At 52.3% G+C, this 16397-nt stretch carries 19 protein-coding genes and 1 tRNA gene; 12 read left to right on the forward strand and 8 right to left on the reverse strand.

Features of this window, described 5'->3' with window-relative positions; all coding sequences use genetic code 11:
- Positions 1-14: 14 nt before the first annotated feature.
- The 6 genes from EYC87_RS03935 to EYC87_RS03960 all read right to left on the reverse strand — a co-directional run bounded on the left by EYC87_RS03935 (position 15) and on the right by EYC87_RS03960 (position 5184).
- A complete protein-coding gene (locus tag EYC87_RS03935; RefSeq protein ID WP_279251709.1) occupies positions 15-1541 on the reverse strand; it encodes an FMN-binding glutamate synthase family protein in 1527 nt (508 codons plus the stop codon).
- A gap of 119 nt (positions 1542-1660) precedes the next feature.
- Positions 1661-1975: a DUF1330 domain-containing protein gene (locus EYC87_RS03940; RefSeq protein ID WP_007229095.1), complete on the reverse strand. Its 315-nt coding sequence runs from the start codon at positions 1973-1975 to the stop codon at positions 1661-1663.
- Between the two features lie 25 nt (positions 1976-2000).
- Positions 2001-2879 (reverse strand): haloalkane dehalogenase, encoded by an 879-nt coding sequence (locus EYC87_RS03945; RefSeq protein ID WP_279251710.1) that lies wholly within the window; start codon positions 2877-2879, stop codon positions 2001-2003.
- Positions 2880-2897: 18 nt separating this feature from the next.
- The gene (locus EYC87_RS03950; protein ID WP_279251711.1) at positions 2898-3485 is read right to left on the reverse strand and encodes a TetR/AcrR family transcriptional regulator; all 588 of its coding nucleotides are present in this window, start codon (positions 3483-3485) and stop codon (positions 2898-2900) included.
- A gap of 65 nt (positions 3486-3550) precedes the next feature.
- The gene (locus tag EYC87_RS03955; RefSeq protein WP_279251712.1) at positions 3551-4801 is read right to left on the reverse strand and encodes a coiled-coil domain-containing protein; all 1251 of its coding nucleotides are present in this window, start codon (positions 4799-4801) and stop codon (positions 3551-3553) included.
- A 298-nt stretch (positions 4802-5099) separates the two neighbouring features.
- Positions 5100-5184: transfer RNA gene (locus EYC87_RS03960), tRNA-Leu, on the reverse strand.
- Positions 5185-5449: 265 nt separating this feature from the next.
- Here EYC87_RS03960 and EYC87_RS03965 point away from each other — a divergent pair.
- The 6 genes from EYC87_RS03965 (at position 5450) to EYC87_RS03990 (ending at position 9363) form a co-directional block, all read left to right on the forward strand.
- Entirely contained in the window at positions 5450-5731 is a 282-nt protein-coding gene (locus EYC87_RS03965; protein ID WP_279251713.1) for a hypothetical protein, read from the forward strand.
- Positions 5732-5835: 104 nt separating this feature from the next.
- Positions 5836-6894: a tRNA preQ1(34) S-adenosylmethionine ribosyltransferase-isomerase QueA gene (queA, locus tag EYC87_RS03970; protein WP_279251714.1), complete on the forward strand. Its 1059-nt coding sequence runs from the start codon at positions 5836-5838 to the stop codon at positions 6892-6894.
- A gap of 14 nt (positions 6895-6908) precedes the next feature.
- A complete protein-coding gene (gene tgt / locus EYC87_RS03975; protein ID WP_479723010.1) occupies positions 6909-8012 on the forward strand; it encodes a tRNA guanosine(34) transglycosylase Tgt in 1104 nt (367 codons plus the stop codon).
- A 36-nt stretch (positions 8013-8048) separates the two neighbouring features.
- Positions 8049-8654, forward strand: coding sequence for an NUDIX hydrolase (locus EYC87_RS03980; RefSeq protein WP_279251716.1), 606 nt, complete (start codon positions 8049-8051; stop codon positions 8652-8654).
- Positions 8651-9175: a gamma carbonic anhydrase family protein gene (locus EYC87_RS03985; RefSeq protein WP_279251717.1), complete on the forward strand. Its 525-nt coding sequence runs from the start codon at positions 8651-8653 to the stop codon at positions 9173-9175. Before EYC87_RS03980 ends, EYC87_RS03985 begins: the two co-directional genes overlap by 4 nt.
- Positions 9172-9363 carry a DUF1289 domain-containing protein gene (locus tag EYC87_RS03990; RefSeq protein WP_279251718.1) on the forward strand — a complete coding sequence of 64 codons (192 nt, stop codon included), beginning with the start codon at positions 9172-9174 and terminating at the stop codon, positions 9361-9363. Before EYC87_RS03985 ends, EYC87_RS03990 begins: the two co-directional genes overlap by 4 nt.
- Before the next feature lie 10 nt (positions 9364-9373).
- Here the strand turns inward: EYC87_RS03990 and EYC87_RS03995 are convergent, their stop codons facing one another.
- Complete coding sequence (locus EYC87_RS03995; RefSeq protein WP_279251719.1) at positions 9374-10645, reverse strand: HlyC/CorC family transporter; 1272 nt, start codon at positions 10643-10645, stop codon at positions 9374-9376.
- An 81-nt stretch (positions 10646-10726) separates the two neighbouring features.
- Positions 10727-11464 carry a cytochrome C assembly family protein gene (locus tag EYC87_RS04000; RefSeq protein WP_279251720.1) on the reverse strand — a complete coding sequence of 246 codons (738 nt, stop codon included), beginning with the start codon at positions 11462-11464 and terminating at the stop codon, positions 10727-10729.
- Positions 11465-11637: 173 nt separating this feature from the next.
- On the opposite strand from EYC87_RS04000, the gene ffh reads away from it, so the two are divergent.
- The 6 genes from ffh to xerD all read left to right on the forward strand — a co-directional run bounded on the left by ffh (position 11638) and on the right by xerD (position 16359).
- On the forward strand, positions 11638-13044 hold the full coding sequence (gene ffh / locus EYC87_RS04005) for a signal recognition particle protein (protein ID WP_279251721.1): 1407 nt from the start codon (positions 11638-11640) through the stop codon (positions 13042-13044).
- Positions 13045-13324: 280 nt separating this feature from the next.
- Complete coding sequence (gene rpsP, locus EYC87_RS04010) at positions 13325-13576, forward strand: 30S ribosomal protein S16 (protein ID WP_007229161.1); 252 nt, start codon at positions 13325-13327, stop codon at positions 13574-13576.
- Between the two features lie 20 nt (positions 13577-13596).
- Complete coding sequence (gene rimM, locus EYC87_RS04015; protein ID WP_007229193.1) at positions 13597-14148, forward strand: ribosome maturation factor RimM; 552 nt, start codon at positions 13597-13599, stop codon at positions 14146-14148.
- Between the two features lie 27 nt (positions 14149-14175).
- Positions 14176-14913: a tRNA (guanosine(37)-N1)-methyltransferase TrmD gene (trmD, locus tag EYC87_RS04020; protein WP_279251722.1), complete on the forward strand. Its 738-nt coding sequence runs from the start codon at positions 14176-14178 to the stop codon at positions 14911-14913.
- Between the two features lie 53 nt (positions 14914-14966).
- Complete coding sequence (gene rplS, locus EYC87_RS04025) at positions 14967-15320, forward strand: 50S ribosomal protein L19 (RefSeq protein ID WP_007229031.1); 354 nt, start codon at positions 14967-14969, stop codon at positions 15318-15320.
- 133 nt (positions 15321-15453) lie between these two features.
- Complete coding sequence (gene xerD / locus EYC87_RS04030) at positions 15454-16359, forward strand: site-specific tyrosine recombinase XerD (RefSeq protein ID WP_279251723.1); 906 nt, start codon at positions 15454-15456, stop codon at positions 16357-16359.
- The last annotated feature ends 38 nt before the right edge of the window (positions 16360-16397 follow it).

Consider the following 16397-nt stretch of genomic DNA (forward strand, 5'->3'; position numbering starts at 1 on the left):
CCGGAGGCTTTGACCTAGCTACCGCTTTGGTACTGCGATCGCGTGCGCGCGTCGGGATAAATTTCAGTCAGCGCCTGCGGACTGCCCATTTCGTTGATGATCTGCGCGTGCTCACGCCGCAACAGAGACGGTTCAGCCACGCCACAGGAATGGGAAATAACTTCGACCTCGTGCATAAGATTCTGCGCGTACTTGGCGACGCGTGCGGCCTTATCTGTTGCGTCCAAGCCTTTTTGCAGGTCCTCATCATGCGTAGTGATGCCTGTGGGGCAGGTGTTTTTATTGCATTGTAATGCCTGAATACAGCCAAGTGCGAACATGAAGCCCCTGGCAGAGTTTACGCAGTCTGCGCCCAGGCAAAGAGCGGCGGCAACGCCTGCCGGGTTGATCATCTTGCCCGAACAAATCACTCGAATTCTGTCGCGCAGACCGTATTCTACCAGTTTGTCCACGACTAATGGCAGACTGCGCTTTACCGGTAAGCCCATAAAATCTATCAGGCTCTGAGGTGCCGCGCCGGTGCCCCCGTCGGCACTATCGACAGTGAAAAAATCAGGGGCATAGTCCAGGCCCTTGTCCTGGATTGCCTGGAACAATTCGTCCAGCCATGCTGATTGCCCAATGACTGCTTTGATTCCAGTAGGCTTGCCGGTTACCTGGCGTACTCGGTGAATCATCTCGAGCAAGTCTGCAATAGAGCTGATGTCGGGATGGCGGTTGGGGCTGAGGGAATCCTCGCCTGCGGGTATGCCCCTTGTACTGGCAATGACCTCGGTGACCTTGGCTGCAGGAAGTATTCCGCCCTTGCCGGGCTTAGCTCCCTGGGAGAGCTTTATTTCGAACATTCGCACCTGCTCATGAGCCGCGATTTCACGGAGCTTGTCGTCACTCAAATTGCCCGTCTGATCTCTCACCCCATACTTAGCTGTGCCGATCTGGAAAATAACGTCACAGCCGCCTTTAAGGTGGTAGGGGGAGATAGCGCCTTCGCCAGTATTCAGCCAAATCCCTGCCTTGGAGGCGCCGGTAGAGAGGGCTGCAATTGCCGGCGCAGACAAGGCACCGAAACTCATTGCAGAAATATTGAAAAATGAAGAAGTTTGAAAGGGATTAGCGGCGAAGTTTTCACCGAAGCAAATGTCTGTTCGTGGCTTTACTTCCTCTTCGAGCGGCGGAAACAGGCCGTTTAGAAAAATAAAATCTCCGGGCTGATTTAACGGATTGGTTGATCCAAACGCCACGGTGGAATCAATGTCCTTGGCAGCACGGTATACCCATGAGCGCTGAGCGCGATTGAAGGGGAGCTCCTCGCGGTCAAGAGCGAAAAAGTACTGTCGAAAAAATTCCCCCAGATGTTCAAAAAAATAACGAAAGCGGCCAATAACGGGATAATTGCGACGTATGGTCTGAGAGGTCTGGGTGATATCGACTACGTACATATAAACGATGGCAATGATCAACAGGCCAAACGCAAGGCTCAGCACAATAGCGCTCACCTCGATAAAACCAAGGGCAAAGTCCTTGAGTGTATCTATCTCCATCTCCACCACCTGTTCTCCAATTTTTTACCGAGAGTAGAGCTGGCGAAGAATTTCTCGCCAGCGATACCATCAAGTTCTTATAGACAGGGCACGCCACCAGTCGTCGCTAAACCAGCTTCCTAGTCTCGCGGTGGAAGGCCGTGCACCATGGTAATGAATTTCAGGTCTGTACCGGCGCGGCGAAACTCTGACAGTTGCTGGTAGTCCGGGTCGTTATACCATGACTTGGCAGCGTCTTCGTTCGGAAATTTGAAGATAACCATTCGACCTTCCCTGGGCTCTGCGCCCTCGAAGGTCACTGGCTTGTCGTCGAAGGTAAAAAATTCGCCTTGATGACGATTTAATATCGGAAAAAATCCTTTTTCATATTTACGGTATTCATCCTTGTCGTGAACGATGAAATTGGCAATGACGTAAGCTGGTGCATCAGACATGTGTTATTTCCTGTGTTGGGGGTAATTAAATGTTCGTTAGCCAGTTGGCTACCGCTTGGCCGATTTCGACAGGGGAGTCTTCCTGCAAAAAATGCAGGCCGTTGACGGTAACTTCTTGTTGGTTGGGCCATTGCCGGCAAAATTCGCGGGCCGGGCCGGTCAGGATTGATCCTGGGTCCGCGTTGATGAATAGCTTGGGAATGTCGCTGCCCGCCATAAAAGTGCCGTAAGCGTTGACCAGGTCGACCATGTGAGCGGGCTCGCCATTGATAGGGATATGCCTTGGCCAATTGAGCGTAGGCTGACGATCGTCCGATGATGAAAAGGGTTCCCGGTAGGCTGCCATCTCTTTTTCGGTGAGCTCGCGGATGACAGAGGTTGGCAAAACGGCTTCAACAAACATGTTTCGATTCAAAATGAGGTCTTCCCCTTTTTCAGAGCGAAAGCCTTTGAAAATTCCCCTGGCGCCTTCAGGCCAGTCATCCCAGTTGAGTGGACATACGATAGCTTCCATATAGGCAACGCCGTGAATCGCATTCGGGTTATTCATAGCCCAATGGAAACCCAGGCCGCTGCCCCAATCGTGAATCACCAGAGTGACCTTTTCTTCTGCGCCCAACTCCTTCAAGAGTCCGGCCAAGTAGTGATAGGCCACCTCAAAACTGTAGCGATCGGCGCCGTCGCTTGCGGGCAGTTTGTCGGAGTCACCTTGGCCGATCAGGTCTGGAGCGATTACTCGGCCACTACCCTCTAATTCGGGAATGACGTTGCGCCACAAAAAGGAAGAGGTCGGATTGCCGTGTAGTAATACGATGGGGTCACCTGAGCCCACATCAACATAAGCAATTCTTTTGCCGTCAACAGTGGCGAATTTTTTTTCATAAGTCATCGTTTCGGCAATCATGATGTGCTCCTTATGGGGTTAGGCGGCGATGCCAAATAGAGTGAGACTGATGTCTATCGATTGTTGTAGACGAATTCGGTCAACCTGCTTTCTACATTGGACGCGAATGCCGAGATTCAGTGTCATCAAGGTTTCAGCCAGTTCAGCAGGGCTGTGGGTGTCGGTCATTTCGCCAGTCAATTGTGCGTTCGTTAGCAGCTGCCGAAATCGGTCCTGTATTTCATCCAACTTGGTTTGTGCCAGTAGCTGTAACTCGGGGTCAACGTCCGCCATTTCCAAGACGCTGTTGACCATCATGCAGCCCCGGGAAATTCGCTGCTCGGGTGCCTCGCTGACGGTTTGTAAGAAGAATGTCCGAATCGGGGCAAGGTTCTCGCGGGAAGATCCGGGCATCGCCAAAATAGCCAGCGTGCGGTTGCCGAATAACTCAAGACACTCCCTGAATAGCTCGCGCTTGCTGGAGAATGATGCATAAAAGCTGCTTCTTGCCACACCCATGGCGCCGAGTAGTTCTGGCATGGACGTGGCCGCATAGCCCCTGCGCCAAAACACCTTCAGCGCTGCATCGACCGCTGCATCCCGCTTGAAAGAGGAGGGGCGTGCCATAAGAAATCATCGCTCGGCTGTTTAAGAAGACAATAATTCTGAACCGATCGGTTCAGAATTTCAAGTCAAGTAAGAGCAACCTCGCCTCGTTTAATCTTTTCTTCTTCCTCCTTGAACCTCCGCAGTCGAGCATCCAGCGATTGCTCATGTCTCGCTCGTATTTTTTCCAGCTCGTTGAGGCGTTCCTGAACCTTGTTGTTGAGCTGTTGTTCCTTTTTCCAGAGTTCGGCAAGCCTGTCTTCGCGCGCGCGATCAGCCAGTTGACGGAGATGGCGAATTTCACTCACTTCAGTCATTTGCTGCTGCTCGTGTTCCTGCCGTTGTATTCGCAGGCTGTTAATGGCTTGCTGATAGGCTCCCTGTAACGACTCTGCTTTCATTGCCAGTCGTGCTTGCTCTTGCTGCAACACGGCTCCCGCTTCCTGCTGCAAACGGTCTATTGCTAACAGGTCCCGCTTTACCTGTGCTTCTGATGCAGCAATTTTCGCTTTCAAGCTTTCAATAGTTTCCTCGGCCAACTTTTGACAAGTCGAGCGGTCAATTTCAAGTTGTGTAGCGGTGCCTTCGTCTTTCTTTAATGCCGTTGCAGTTTGCTCATTCACTTGCTTGATTTGGCGCTGCAGTTTGTGTTTCTTTTCGGCCTCCTCTGCAGAAAGAATGGAAAGGCTTTTGTCGAGTTGTTCCTTGCTCTCGGCTTCCAGCTGCTGCAAGCGGGCAAATTCTTCCTTCGCGGCGAGCAAGGCTGCCTCCCTCTCTACCTCGACGTTCTTCAGGGCTGATGCATTTTCGTCTTTCACCTCTTTCTGCATCTGGCTCAACTGCTTCAGCTTGCTCTTGTGACTGGTTTTCGCGTCCAGTTTCAGGTCTTGCAGTTTTGCCAGGATTTCATTGGCAGGCGGCACGGCTGGTTCTAAAATAGTCGCTGAGGTCTCTTCAGGCTCAAGCAGAGCGTCGACTGCAGGGTCGCTGATAATTTCGCCCTTTCTGGCACGGTGAGGGCTGGAGGCAAAAAACACGCCCGTATTCTCCTTCTGTACTCGGGTCATTACCTGCTGTTTGGGTGCGTCTGTGGGGATAGCCGAAGACTCAGTAGGCACCAATTCTGCTACTCCACCGATATCAGTAATCTTTCTGAAATAGTCCGCTGCCGACTTGCGTCCCAAATTACTACGTAATACGAAGGTACCCCCGGAGAACAACTCGTCCATAACGAGGGGGTCGCGAACTTGAAACAACTCAGCCAGGCCCTCGCGAACGTGAGCAGGGTCGTAGTTAGGCAGAATATCTCCTTTGAAGGTGAGGTCAAAATTTTTCACCCGTTGGTCCTGTTTTCAGATGATTTCAGTCATCGAATTTAGGTGCGCGCGGGCTGCATTTCCAGATAAAACGAGCGAAAAGTAGAGATTTGTTCGATCAAATAAAGAGGCGTTTTAATCAGCTCATTGGTCAGTCTGATGGTTATCAAACTGCCTGTTCAAGCTGTGAGCGAAAGGCTTACCTCACCCTGTCTCCTGCATGCGCTTAGGGGATGCGCACACATTCACTATTGAGTGACACAAAGGATGCACGCGATGAGCACGTGGCTTGCAATGTGCAATTATTTTAGGTTGAGAGTGGTACCGGTGAACGGACTTGAACCGTTACTCCCGAAGGAACCAGATTTTGAATCTAGCGTGTCTACCAATTCCACCACACCGGCATTTTACTCTTAACCCATGACGTCGCAGCATCTCGTTCTCCACTGCTCTGTGTCTCAGCTCAGAAAGGCTGAATTGGCAAAGAGCGCCTGGACGTCTGTTTGGAGAGCGCCGGATTATAGCAATCGGCCTCTAAACTGCAATATTTTTCCTTAACCCCGCCCCTATTTGGTTGTAAACTCCGCGCCAGTTCCGTCGAGAGCAGCTAATTTATACCCAGGCCGCTGAAAGTGCGGATGATCTGAGTACCTTTGAGGAGAAAAGAACATGGCCATGAAACTGGTTAAGAAAACTGCAGATTACAGCATCTTCAAGCGCAGCGATGACCGCTATGCGGTAAAGGATGCCAACAAAAATGCTGTTAATGCTGAAGAAAAAGTCAAAATTTTACTGGCGGAAGACCTGATAAAGGTAGCAGCGGCGGCTGCACCCGAAGAAGCGCCGGTTGAGGAAGAGACCGCTGAAGAAGCTGAAGCTGCTGCAGAAGAACCTGAAGCTGCAAAAGAAGAATCCGAGGCTGCCGAAGAAGAGGCTCCTGAGGAAGAGTAATCTCTTTAGCAGGTTGCACCCTTAGAAGCCGGCCCCTGTGCCGGCTTCTGTGTCTATGAATGGACGTCAGTGAGTGTGGATCCGCTGGTTTACGGTATTAATCGATGAAGCGTACAGATTTTTCCTATCATCTTCCTGAGGAACTGGTAGCGCAGTATCCATTACCTGAGCGAAGTGATAGTCGGCTATTGTGCCTTGACGGTTCTGATGGGGCGATGGCACATCGCAATTTCACTGATTTCCCAGGCTTGCTAACAAGCGATGATTTGCTGGTCTTCAATAACACTCGAGTGATTCCGGCACGCCTTTGGGGCCAAAAAGAAACGGGCGGTAAGCTGGAAATCCTGATCGAGCGTGTCATTGGCACACACTCGGCCCTGGCTCATATTCGCTGTAGTAAATCCCCCAGACCGGGCACCCGAATTTTGCTTGCAGAGCGTGAAGGCGCTAGCCCCGGCGATTACCGTTTGGAGGTTACGGGGAGAGAGGGGGCATTGTTTATGCTCTCCAGTGAAGGCGGCCTGCCACTGACTGATATCATGCGGGATATAGGACACATGCCGCTGCCACCATACATCGCACGGCAGGATGAAGAAGCTGACCAGGAACGCTATCAAACTGTGTTTGCTGAGCGCGAGGGTGCGGTTGCTGCGCCTACCGCGGGGCTGCATTTTACTGACGATCTGCTGAGGCAGATCGCCGAATTGGATGTTCGCACTGCCAAGGTGACTCTGCACGTTGGAGCGGGTACTTTCCAACCCGTCCGTGAAGACAATATTCTCGATCATATTATGCATTCCGAATTTGTAGAAGTAGGGGAAGACGTCTGCGCCGCGGTTAGTGACGCACGTGCACGGGGCGGCCGAGTCGTAGCGGTGGGTACTACCGCCGTGCGCTCTCTTGAGTCTGCCAGCACCACCGGTGAGATAAGGCCTTTCGTCGGAGATACGGATATTTTTATTTACCCGGGGTATCAATTCCGTTCGGTTGACGCCATGGTGACGAATTTTCACTTGCCGGAGTCTACTTTGCTGATGCTGGTAGCCGCTTTTGCGGGCAAGGAGCATATAATGAACGCCTATGAGGAGGCGGTCGCAAGGTCTTATCGATTTTTCAGTTACGGAGATGCCATGTTTTTGAGTGCGGGAGAAAGTTCACAATGAGCCGTGATTGTCGCATGCGCTTCGAGCGGTTTGGGAGTGATGGGGATGCGCGCCGAGGCCGTCTACATTTTCCCCGTGGCACCGTTGAGACCCCGGCATTCATGCCAGTGGGAACTTATGGCACCGTAAAAGGCATGCTGCCCAGGGATATTCATGAAATTGGCGCCGAGATCATTCTGGGCAATACCTTCCATTTATGGCTTCGCCCCGGTACTGATATCATCGAGCAGCATGGCGATTTACATGACTTTATGCACTGGAATGGTCCAATCCTCACCGATTCAGGCGGGTTCCAGGTGTTTAGCCTTGGCGATATGCGGAAAATTTCTGAAGAGGGGGTAAAGTTCCAGTCGCCGGTGGATGGGTCGAAAGTCTTCCTTGATCCGGAAAAATCAATGTCCATACAGCGCAAGCTTGGGTCAGACATTGTCATGATATTCGATGAGTGCACGCCTTACCCGGCCACGGAGCAGGAGGCTAGCGATTCCATGAAGTTGTCTCTGCGCTGGGCGGCGCGCAGCAAAACCGCGCACGCTGATAGTTCGGCAGCGTTATTTGGTATTGTCCAGGGCGGCATGTACTCCCACTTGCGAGAACAATCGCTCGTCGGTCTCAAAGAGATAGGCTTTGATGGCTACGCTATTGGTGGCCTGTCTGTGGGCGAGCCCAAGGACGAAATGATGTCTGTGCTTGAGGTCATGCAGCCTCTTCTTCCTGAAGACAAGCCCAGGTACCTCATGGGAGTGGGTACACCTGCAGATTTGTTAGAGGGCGTGCGCAGGGGGGTGGATATGTTTGATTGTGTCATGCCTACTCGCAATGCTCGCAACGGCAATATTTTTACCTCGCACGGAGCGCTTAAACTGCGCAACGCAAGACATAAAACCAGCACCTTGCCACTTGATGAGGAATGCGGCTGTTACACCTGTAAAAACTTCAGTCGCGCTTATCTGCACCACTTGGACAAATGTAATGAGATTCTGGGTTCTCAGCTAAACACTATTCATAATTTATATTTCTATCAGCAACACATGGCGGGTATTCGAGAAGCTATCGAACAGGGCCGACTGGAGCAGTTCGCCGACCAGTTCTATGCGGAGCAGGAACGCGGTGTTTAGGTCTGGCATTACTTTCCGGACAGAGGCGCTGGCCTGATGGGCTTGCTATCTCCCATTCTGCAAACACTGGAAAATTCGCTGGTGCTGAATGGCTTAGTCTGGGACCACAGCGACCTGCCGCAGGCGGCAGTGCTGGTGATGCTGTCAGACGAGGCTGAGCCCAGAGTGCTTCTGGGTAGACGGGCAAAGCACCTGAAAAATCACCCGGGTGAAATCGCTTTTCCCGGCGGTAAGCGCGAGCCTGAAGACCTTACCCCTTGGGTAACTGCAAGACGCGAGGCCTGGGAGGAGGTTGGGGTTCGAGAAGAGCTGGTACATGCGCTCGGAGAATTATCTCCGCTGGTAACAAGAACAGGGTTTGAAGTTCACCCCTGTATCGCTCGTGTACCTGCTCAATTGGAGCTGAAAATTGACTACGGTGAATTTGACTCGTTGTTTACCCAGCCTTTGAGCTGCTTTGCTGATGTTGATTTGTTTCGACTGGAGCGAATGCAGGTAAATGGCGCTGAGAGAATGGTGCCGCACTATCAAATGAATGACGACAATATCTGGGGTGTAACAGCTGCCGTGCTGGCTATGATGGCAAATATTGCCTACGATGCGGGCCTTGATTTACAACGTGATTGGAATACTAGACCATGAAGTACTCTCTGGGGAATAAACAGGTAAAGCTGTTAGGCCAAGGCCATTTTATAGCGCCCAATGCGGCAGTGATTGGTGATGTCACTTTGCATGACAATGCCAGCGTCTGGTTTAGCTGCGTACTGCGTGGTGATGCGGATCGTATTGAGGTTGGTGCAGGAAGTAACATCCAGGATGGCACTGTTATGCACGCTGACCCAGGTTACCCAATGATCGTTGGCGAAAATGTAACAGTGGGCCATAACGCCATGCTGCATGGCTGTACGATTGGCGATGGTTCGTTGGTCGGCATCAATGCGGTCGTGCTCAACGGTGCACGTGTGGGCAAAGGCTGTTTGATAGGCGCAAATGCGCTGGTTACTGAAGGCACTGAAATTCCTGATGGCTCGATGGTGCTAGGCTCACCGGCTAAAATTGTCAGGCAGTTGAGTGATGAGGCGCAATTGCAACTGCAGCGTAATGCCGATCATTACGTAGGCAATGCCAAGCGCTTTGTTCAGGACTTGGTTGAGCAGACATGAACGATATTGGCCCGCAGTCACCTTGCATTTCAATTTGTGTTCTGGACGGTAATGATATTTGTCAGGGTTGCTTTCGCAGCGCCGGGGAAATCACTGAATGGTTTATGGAGAGCCCCAAAGGCAAGCAAGATATTCTGGAGCGGGCAATCGCGCGCCGCAAAGACTCATTCCCGGTAAAGCTGCTGTAAATAGAAGCGCTTAATTTGTCGGTTCAGCAGCGACCACATTTGCCTTTACGGCCTGCACAACATTACCTTCAAGTTCGAGAATTTCCAGTCGGTAAGTGTCTATAGACAGGCCGGCATTGGCGTCAGGAAAGCCTTCCAGGTATTCGAGGATCAGGCCACTGATTGTCTTGGGGCCGTCGGTGGGCAGATGCCAGTCCAGGGATTTGTTGATTTCTCGAATATTGGCAGTGCCTGCAATAATAAAACTACCATCTCGCTGGGGAAAAATATTGTCCTCGGTGCCTGCCATGTTAGAGGTGAACTCGCCAACGATCTCTTCAAGAATATCCTCCAGTGCGACCAGCCCCATCACTTCTCCGTATTCATCTACAACGACAGCAAGGCGGCTCTTTTTCTGTTGAAAATTCAGGAGCTGGGTATGCAGGGGAGTGCCTTCCGGTATGAAGTAGGGTTTTTCCATTTCCCGTTCCAGCGCATTTCGATCTAGTCCCTGGCTATCGATTACCCGGCTCATATTGCGCATGTGCAGCATGCCTACAATATTGTTGATGTCTTCTTTCCATACGGGCAAACGGGTGTGAGAGCTGGTTTGAATATAGCGCAGGATCTCATCGTCGCTGTCATCGAGGTCTATACCAAAAACATCGTTACGCGGAACCATAATGTCGTCGACGCTGACTTCTTCAAGGTCGAGAATGTTGAGCAGCATGCCGCGGTGGCGTGCGGGAATCAGCTTGCCTGCGTCGGTGACGATAGTACGCAATTCGTCCGATGAAACGTGTTCGTCATTTTGTTTCGCAGGGTCCATGCCAAACGTGCGCAGTAAGCCGTTGGTTATCCAGTTTACTGCAGCGACCAGTGGGTACAGTATTTTCAATAGCGGTAGCAATATCAGGCTGGCAGGGAACGCTATTTTTTCAGGGTGAAGTGCTGCAATAGTTTTCGGCGTTATCTCAGCAAAGATCAGGATGACCAGGGTTAGAGCGAAAGTGGCAATGAAAATTCCCGCGTCGCCCCACAGTCGTATGGCGATGACCGTGGCGATGGCCGAGGCAAAAATATTGACCAAATTGTTGCCGATCAGAATCAAGCCGATAAGCCGGTCTGGGCGTTCCAGTAATTTGCCGGCGCGAGTAGCGCCTCGGTGCTTGTTGTTCTGCAGGTGCTTCAATCGATAGCGATTGAGGGACATCATGCCGGTTTCTGAGCTTGAGAAAAAACCGGAGAGAAGAACAAGTGCAGCCAAAACCGAGAAGAGTAGACCCAGCGGTGCTTCGTTCAAGGTGGGTATAAACCTGTAATAATTTCTGAGTCGGTATCTTGAAGAAAAAGATCGGTAGGAGCAAGCCCCCAGCGGGCATGATTAGCCGCGCTGTAATATCAGTTCGAGGACCAGTTTGGAGCCAAAGAAAGCCAGCATCAGTGCGGCGAAACCGGCGAGCGTAAGACGCACGGCTGTTTGACTGCGCCACCCCAGCTTGTGGTGGCCCCATAGCAGCACGGAGAAGAGAATCCAGGCGAGCATAGTTAGCGCAGTCTTGTGCACCAGATGCTGGGCAAAAATGTCATCGAGGAATATAAAACCACTTATGATGGAAATTGTGAGCAGGACCACGCCCACCAAGAGCAGCTCAAACAGCATGATTTCCATGAGCTGCAGGGGCGGTAGTATTTGGACAATACCATGAGTATGTCGGTGGCGTAGCTGGTAGTCCTGGGCGGCAACCAATGCTGACTGGGCTGCAGCCAGGGTAAGTACTGCATAGGCCAGAATAGAGCAGCCAATGTGCAACAGCAGTCCACCGGGTAATTGAGTGGTAATTGATGCTGTCTCGGGTGCGAAAGTCGACACAAGCACCGACATCGCCGAGAGCGGAAAAAGAACGACAAGCAGGTTTTGCAGTGGGCGTCGAAGCATCAGCAAAACACACACCAGGTTAACAGCCAGAAACATCAAGGCGGAAATTTTGTAAAACCCGAGGCTGAGGCCGCCGGTAACACTGACACCCTGCACGGCCACGATGCTATGGCAGACCATCGCAATGCTGCCCATGACGGCAACCCCGCGGCTTAACCCCTGGCGTTGCTGAAAAATGTGCATGAGGTGCAGACCTGTCGCGGTCAGATAAAGTAATGCAGCAATAGGTGCTAGGAGGCTGGCAGACATCAGTTTGGGGGTTGGACCGAGGTGGCGTATACTCTGTCCTTTGTACAGGGGTGGCCCAGCAGAATCAATAGCGGCTGCTCTCCATTATGAAGTTTGAGAGTATTTAGATGTTTCAAAGTCTCAGCGATCGCCTGTCAAACAGTCTGCGTTCGATTACCGGTAAGGCAACCCTCACCGAAGATAATATCCAGGAAACCTTGCGTGAAGTGCGCATGGCGCTGCTGGAGGCCGACGTGGCTTTACCGGTAGTGAAACAGTTCGTGGAGTCTGTGAAACAGCGGGCTGTTGGCCAGGAGGTGATGAAAAGCCTCAGCCCGGGACAAGTTTTTCTGAAAATAGTCCAGTCCGAGCTCGAGTCTGTTATGGGTTCCGCCAACGAAGGGCTCAATCTTGCAACCCAGCCCCCGGCGGTGATTCTCATGGCTGGTCTGCAAGGGGCAGGCAAAACAACCTCTGTGGCCAAATTGGCCAAATTGCTGAAAGAGCGCGATAAAAAGAAGGTGACGGTAGTGTCGGCTGATGTCTACCGTCCTGCCGCAATCAAGCAGCTGGAAACCCTTGCAGCTGAGGTGGGTGTCGATTTTTTCCCTTCCGAGTCCTCGGAAAAACCGGTCGACATTGCCACTGCGGCACTTAGCCATGCCAAGAAGTCATTTTCTGATGTACTCATCGTGGACACCGCGGGTCGTCTCGCGGTAGACGAGGATATGATGGCTGAGATCGCGCAGCTTCATGCATCAGTTAATCCCATCGAGACCCTGTTTGTGGTCGATGCCATGACAGGTCAGGATGCAGCCAACACCGCCAAAGCTTTCGGAGAAACGTTGCCTTTGACCGGTGTCATTCTCACCAAGGTTGATGCTGATACGCGCGGTGGTGCGGCCCTGTCGGTGCGCTCGATCACGGGTAAGCCTATTAAATTCCTGGGCGTTGGCGAAAAAATCGCAGCCCTGGATCCGTTCCACCCGGATCGCCTGGCGTCACGCATTCTTGGCATGGGTGATGTACTGTCCCTGATCGAAGAGGCAGAGCAGAAGGTCGACAAGGATAAAGCTGCCAAATTGGCCCGCAAGGTCAAAAAGGGTCAGCGCTTCGACCTCGAGGACTTTCGTGACCAGCTGCAGCAGATGAATAATATGGGCGGTATTACCGGCATGTTGGATAAGATGCCGGGCATGGGAAACATGGCACAAATGGCTCAGCAAAACCTGGATGTGAAAATGTTTGCCCGTATGGAGGCGATGATCAACTCTATGACCCCCAACGAACGGCGTCGTCCGGAGACGATTCAGGGGTCTCGCAAGCGTCGTATCACCAAAGGTTCTGGTACTCAGGTGCAAGACCTCAACCGCCTGTTAAAGCAGCATAAGCAAATGCAGAAAATGATGAAGAAGATGAAAGGCGGGGGTATGCAGAAAATGATGCGCGGCCTTGGTGGAATGATGCCACCCGGCGGCGGCGGTATGGGTGGTCCAGGTGGCATGCCTCCGGGCGGAATGCCGCCCTTCAGATAGATTGTTTAAGACTTCTGGAGTCCGGATCGCAAGACTGGCTCCCTTTGTGCAGATGGGTCCTGAACGGAAGCTACTGCGCTCCCCAAAGGAGGTCTGGTAAAGGTAACTGGTTTCGCAGCTAAGCTGCGGAATTACCTAAATAAATCCCGCTTTTGGGGTTTTATTCCACAGCTGATTTCCGTATGATACGCCACCTTTCCGGCCGGTGTGTCGGTTTTTGTCGTGGGTAGCTGAAGCAAATCGACTCAGATGCCTCTAATTTTTCAGGAATTTTAAGCAAATGGTAACAATTCGTCTTGCACGTGGTGGCTCCAAGAAGCGCCCCTTTTACCACCTGACCGTAACTGACCACCGCAATGCGCGTAACGGTCGTTTCATCGAGCGAGTGGGCTTTTTTAACCCGGTTGCCCGTGGCCAGGAAGAGCGTCTGCGCGTCGACGCCGACCGCATCGAGTACTGGCAGGGCCAAGGTGCCCAGCTGTCTGAGCGTGTTGCCAAACTGGTCAAGGACGCAGCAGTAGCCGCGGCTTAAGGCCGGGCGACCGGTCTTTGATGAATGAGTCCGGATCCAACCCCCTGACCGCCGGTAAGATTACGGGCTGTTATGGCATAAAGGGCTGGGTAAAAATACATTCGTTCACTGATCCTGCGGAGAATCTCTTCCGCTTCGGTAAGTGGATGCTTCAGCGTCGAGGTGCACTGGTAGCGGTGGAGTTCGATCATTGGAAGCCACAGGGTAAGGGCATGGTTGCCCATATTGCGGGAGTTGATGACCGCGACCTGGCAGAATCCTATAAGGGACTGCAAATCGTGGTGGAAGCCGATAGTCTTCCACCGCTGGAAGAGGGCGAGTTTTATTGGCGCCAACTGCAGGGTCTGCAGGCTTGGGGTCGGGAGCCAGATTCCGGTGATGACAGAGTGTTGCTGGGCACCGTGGATTACCTGATCGAAACCGGTGCCAATGATGTGTTGGTCTTAAAGGCCACTGGCGACAGTATTGATGACAAGGAACGGCTCATTCCCTATCTGCCCGGCGATACAGTCAGCAGGGTAGACCTGGAAGAGGCAGTGATAGACATAGACTGGTTTATTCACGAAGAATAGGTCGGCAGAAATAACCGGGGGGGCAGGATGCAGATTGCACTGGTAAGCCTGTTCCCGGAAATGTTTGAGGCTGTCAGTGAGTTCGGTGTTACTGGCAGGGCGGTGAAACAGGGCCTGGTTCAGATCAGCCACAGCAATCCGCGGGATTACACCACCGACAAGCATCGTACGGTGGATGACAGGCCCTTTGGTGGCGGCCCGGGTATGTTGATGAAAATAAACCCTTTGCAGCAAGCAATAGCTGCAGCAAAGGCGGCGACAGGGGAAGAGGCAAAAGTAATTTACCTGTCACCTCAGGGTCAGCGGCTTGATCACAATAAGGCTGTGGCACTTTCGCGAGAGCGAGCGCTGATATTGGTTGCAGGCCGCTATGAGGGTGTTGATGAACGTCTTATAGAAGCCGAAGTCGATGAGGAACTATCCATCGGCGATTATGTACTAAGTGGCGGTGAGTTGGCTGCCATGGTAGTCATCGATTCGGTGACACGCCAGTTGCCAGGTGTTTTGGGGCATGAGGACTCTGCACAAGAGGATTCTTATGCAGATGGATTGTTGGATTGTCCGCACTACACAAGGCCCGAGGAGTACCTGGGTAAACGGGTACCTGATGTTTTGCTCAGCGGAAATCACGAGTTGATTCGCCGCTGGCGCCTGAAGCAGGCACTGGGCAGGACGCAAGAGCGTCGCCCGGATTTGCTGCAGAGCCGGTCAATGACGGCCGAAGAGAATGAATTGCTGGCGGAATATCTCCGTGAGCGAAGTTAATTAACGAGCCCGCTAGCTGTGAAGCTACGACTGGAACACTAAAGGAGCGCACCATGAGCACCAACAAGATCATTTCTCAGCTTGACGCTGAACAAATGGAAAAAGACCTGCCCGAGTTCGGCCCCGGTGATACCGTGGTTGTTCAGGTAAAAGTGAAAGAAGGCGAACGTGAGCGTTTGCAGGCCTTTGAAGGCGTTGTTATTGGCAAGCGTAATCGCGGCCTGAACTCTGCTTTCACCGTGCGCAAAATCTCCCACGGTGTTGGTGTTGAGCGTACTTTCCAAACTTACAGCCCTTTGGTTGACAGTCTGTCCGTCAAGCGCCGTGGTGACGTGCGCCAAGCTAAGCTTTACTACCTGCGTGAGCTGTCTGGTCGGGCTGCCCGTATCAAGGAAAAGCTGGGTTAATCCAGTTTTACCTTAGCAGTCTTCGAAAGCGGCCTTTATTGGCCGCTTTTTTATGCTCATAGGTTAATCCTGCTTTGTTATCCATCGAAGTGCGCCTGCCCAACTTATTCGCCGATCGTGGTAGTGTAGTGGAATGACCTCCGAGCTCCTCGTACACCCTGAAATTGAACGCTACATTGACGCCATGTGGATGGAGAAGGGGTTGAGTGATAATACGCTCAGTTCTTATCGACGTGATTTAAGGCAGTTCAATGACTGGTTGGCGAAGAGTAAAAAGAGCTCAGTTATTCGCACTGACAGGGCCGAGCTTCAGGCCTACCTTGGTGCGCGGTTACAGCAGGGGCAGTCGCAGCGCTCTGCCGCTCGATTTATGTCCTGCGCGCGAGGTTTCTACAAATACCTGCTGCGCGAGGGCAGGTTGACCGTAGACCCCACCCTGGATGTAGACAGTCCAAAGCTGGGACGCCCTCTGCCCAGGTCATTGTCCGAGGGCGATGTTGACAAGCTATTGGATGCCCCGGACCTGGATATCGCGCTGGAGTATCGTGACAGGACTATGCTGGAGATGCTTTACGCCTGTGGCTTGCGCGTTAGCGAGTTAACCGGATTGCAAATAAACCAAATCAGTATTAACCAGGGAGTTGTCAGGGTGTTTGGTAAAGGCAGCAAAGAACGCCTGGTACCCATGGGAGAGGAAGCGCTAGCCTGGTTGCAGGGCTACCTGGCAGGCCCCCGGGCTGAGCTTCTCAAGGGAATTCCCTCAGATGTAGTGTTTCCGAGCAAAAGAGGGCGACAGATGACTCGCCAGACCTTCTGGTATCGTATTAAAATCTACGCCCAGCGCGCTGGGATCAAGCAGAACCTGTCTCCCCATACGTTGCGGCATGCATTTGCTACCCACCTGCTTAACCACGGTGCTGACTTGCGGGTAGTGCAAATGTTGCTGGGGCATAGCGACCTGACGACGACCCAGATATACACTCATGTGGCTAAGCAGCGAATGCAGGAATTGCATGCGCAGCATCATCCCAGGGGCTGAGGAACTCTCGGCGTTAAAATTGTTCAAACAGGCGATGC

The sequence above is a fragment of the Candidatus Seongchinamella marina genome (assembly GCF_026262685.1).
In the GTDB taxonomy this organism is placed as follows: domain Bacteria; phylum Pseudomonadota; class Gammaproteobacteria; order Pseudomonadales; family Halieaceae; genus Halioglobus; species Halioglobus marinus.